Annotated in this window: 2 protein-coding genes; both read right to left on the reverse strand. The window is 31.7% G+C overall.

What is annotated here, in order from left to right; all coding sequences use genetic code 11:
* Positions 1–227 precede the first annotated feature (227 nt).
* Entirely contained in the window at positions 228–815 is a 588-nt protein-coding gene (locus tag DFQ02_RS14945; RefSeq protein ID WP_116525251.1) for a hypothetical protein, read from the reverse strand.
* 260 nt (positions 816–1,075) lie between these two features.
* Complete coding sequence (locus tag DFQ02_RS14950) at positions 1,076–1,744, reverse strand: DUF6794 domain-containing protein (RefSeq protein WP_116525252.1); 669 nt, start codon at positions 1,742–1,744, stop codon at positions 1,076–1,078.
* Between the last annotated feature and the right edge of the window lie 102 nt (positions 1,745–1,846).

The following is a 1,846-nucleotide window of genomic DNA, read 5'->3' on the forward strand; positions in this document are numbered from 1 at the left end:
TGGTTTAACCCTGAGATGGAACACATTTACTTTAAGATGCATTGTCTGCGAAGCAGCGTAGATTAAAGTTCGCCATCGGCGAATGTGTTCCATCGTGTTTGTGTATGATTAGTTGCGGGAAAATCGGCAAGATTTTTCCGCCGTAGCACTAAGTTAATTAATTCGAGTGAATTTTCAGCAAGAAAATTCAGCCGCAATTAATGATACACGGTGTTACCACACGTTTTTTATTCCGCTATTTTTAATTCAGTTAACAATTGTTCATTCGAAAATCCAGAGCAACTGTTGTCTTGAAAATTCAGTTTTTCAATTCCATTGACAAGATTATAATTGATTCCGAAATTACAAGAATTGTCGGTATTTTGCATTAGGTTCAGTTTACGCTCAAATAATGCTATTTTCTCTATAACAGATTCTGTTATTTTTACCTTTCCTCGTTTTATTCTTTTTCCGTTTTTGTAATATTTATATTTTAAAAATCCATTTTTAGGTTTTAAAATCAGTTTGTCAGATTCAAAAGTTTGATGTCCCCAAGTTGAGTTTAAAATCCAGCTTTTGTCATTTTTGATTGATTCTTTTATTAGAGATTTCTTTTCGTAATCCTTGAATTTATTCACACAGATTTTTATTTCATTCAGTTCCTTTGCGTTTGTGAAAGTTGTGTCGATTATCTGTCCAAAAATATTCGTGTATTCTATTTTTATAATGTCTGAATTATTGAGTAAAATCTTCTTTTGATTATTCCAATATTTTTCTTCTTGTTCAAATTTTTGGTTAGTCAGAATTTTTGGTTTTGCTCTATCCAGTAAAAACATTGTAAATCCATTTTCTTGACTACAATCATTCGTAACTAATTCAATTCTGTTTTGGGCAAACGAAAAGAATGAATTCAGAACTAAAATTGTCGATATGAAAAGCGTTTTTCTCAAATGTGTGGTAACGGTCTCGTATAACCGTCAGTTACGGGTTAATATGCGTTATTTTTCGGTTTGGTACTGACTTTAGCAATTCCGAGTGGATTCGGACGTAGTCGAATCCGCCGTAATTGCGGTTATACATTGTTAGGCAAAGTGCTTTATTCATTGTAAATCAAGTTTAGTATTGAGTCAGTTTTAAACTTTGGATGCTTTAATTTTTCTGCTAAATCATTTTGTATTTTTTTCCATCCATACTGATATTCATAAATCCAAATTGAATCGGTTTTAGAATTTGTCTGTAAATGTAAAAGAGAAGATCCGCTTTTACTTTCAAACCACTTCATATATCCAAACTCCAGACTATCAGCTGGAAATTTGGATTGCTTTGGTAATTTTGCCAAGTCGAACATTTTTTTTGATTCTTTCCAATACTGTTTATACTCAGAGACTTGATTTCTAAATCCAATTTCTTTTCCAGTCAATTTTCGGTGATAACTCACTAAAACTATGCTCGACATATCATCAGGATGTTTAATTCCATTTCTTTTAAAAAACCGACTAAGTCGCGAACCTTTCCACAAATTCCAATTGTTTCTTATCCAAAGTCCAGTTCCGAAATGATAATCGCCTACGAAGTCACTCTCATCCAATTTCTTTATTTCTGTTTTTAAAGAATCACTGTAAAATTTATCAACTTCTAGAATAGCATCATCCAAGTTTTTTGGAATATAAACACCATCAATTTCCGATTTGTAGGAGTCGAATAAAACTGAACAACTTATGAGGGTCAGTGAGAATATTAATATGGTAGTAGTTTTTTTCAGCATTTTGCCTAACTCAGGGTTAAACGTATTTCTGTTTTAAGAATGAAAAGATAATAAATTCCTTAGCAATAATTAGAGAAAAGCTCTTCCTTATAATCTCTAATT

This window comes from Seonamhaeicola aphaedonensis (assembly GCF_003386195.1).
Classification (GTDB): Bacteria; Bacteroidota; Bacteroidia; order Flavobacteriales; family Flavobacteriaceae; genus Seonamhaeicola; species Seonamhaeicola aphaedonensis.